This is a genomic window from Streptomyces griseoflavus (assembly GCF_014649995.1).
Taxonomy (GTDB): Bacteria; Actinomycetota; Actinomycetes; order Streptomycetales; family Streptomycetaceae; genus Streptomyces; species Streptomyces griseoflavus.
The window spans coordinates 16,778-18,125 of the sequence record NZ_BMUC01000020.1; the positions used below are offsets into that span (position 1 = coordinate 16,778).

Annotated in this window: 1 protein-coding gene; it reads left to right on the top strand. The window is 68.5% G+C overall.

The features are described 5' to 3' along the window. A partial coding sequence (locus IE172_RS30400; protein WP_190100556.1) for an IS701 family transposase occupies nucleotides 1–1,215 on the top strand: 1,215 nt, incomplete at its 5' end. Nucleotides 1,216–1,348 lie beyond the last annotated feature (133 nt).

Sequence of the window (1,348 nt, forward strand, 5' to 3'; positions counted from 1 at the left end):
CGGCTCCGGGGCGAGTTATCGGAGTTCGTTGCCGATATGTTCGGGTCGTTTCCGCGGCGGGATCAGCGGCGGTGGGGCGAGTGTTATCTGCGGGGCCTGATGCTCGACGGCCGGCGCAAGTCGATCCAGCCGATGGCCGTGCGTCTGCCGGACGGGAACATGCAGGCCCTGCAGCAGTTCGTGAACCAGTCGCCATGGGATCCGCTGCCGGTCAGGCAGCGGATCGCCGAGCGGCTGTCCGGAGTTGTCAGGCCCGAGGTGTGGGTGATCGACGATGTGTCGTTCCCCAAGTGCGGCAAGGCGTCGGTGGGGGTGGCCCGCCAGTACTGCGGAGCGGTCGGCAAACGGGCGAACTGCCAGGTCGCGGTCAGTGTCCATGCTGCCACCGACACGGCCTCGTGCCCGTTGGAGTGGCAGTTGTATCTGCCGCGTGAGTGGACGGACGAACCGGAGCGATGCCGCAGGGCAGGTGTCCCCGACGACGTGGTGCACCAGGAGAAGTGGCGTCTCGCGCTCGGCCTGCTGGACACACTCGCCCAGTGGCAGTTGAAGGCACCGGTCGTGGTCGCCGACGCCGGCTACGGCGTCAGCACCCCCTTCCGACTCGGCCTCGAGGAGCGAGGGCTGTCCTATGTCCTGGCCGTGACCGGGAAGGAAGTCGCCCACCCGGAGGATGTTGAGCCGTACCAGCCTGCTTACGGCGGACTCGGACCGCCCACCCTTCCCCGCTACCGCACCCCACCGCGAGCCGTCTGCGTCCTCGCAGCGGAGGCCGGTGCCGACCGGTTCACCGAGGTGATCTGGAGGCAGGGCAGCAAAGGCGCGATGACCTCACGCTTCGCGGTCCTGACGGTCCGGCCTGCGGGCAAGCAGTCCCTGGCCGCAGCGCAGGAGGCGGGCGGCGGCCGCAGCCGGTGGGACGGCGTCCTGCCCGTCCAGACACTCTTGGTCGAATGGCCGGACGGCCAGGACGCTCCGACGGACTACTGGATATCGAACCTGCCCGCCACCACACCGGTCGCTGACCTGGTGCGGTGGGCGAAGATGCGCTGGCGGATCGAGCACGACTACCGCGAACTCAAGCACGGCCTCGGACTGGACCACTTCGAGGGCCGCACCTGGCGCGGCTGGCACCACCACGTCACCCTCGTCACCGCCGCCCAGGCATTCCTCACCCTCCGGCGGCTCGACCCAAAAGTCCGCACACCGGCCTGACCCTCTACCAGGTCCTCGACCTCCTCCAGGACCTGCTGAGGTGCTGGACCGGTACCTGCACCACCTGCGGACGACCTCTAGCCAACCCGCGAAGCCGACGCAGACAGCCCAGAACCTAACGAAGCACTACTAG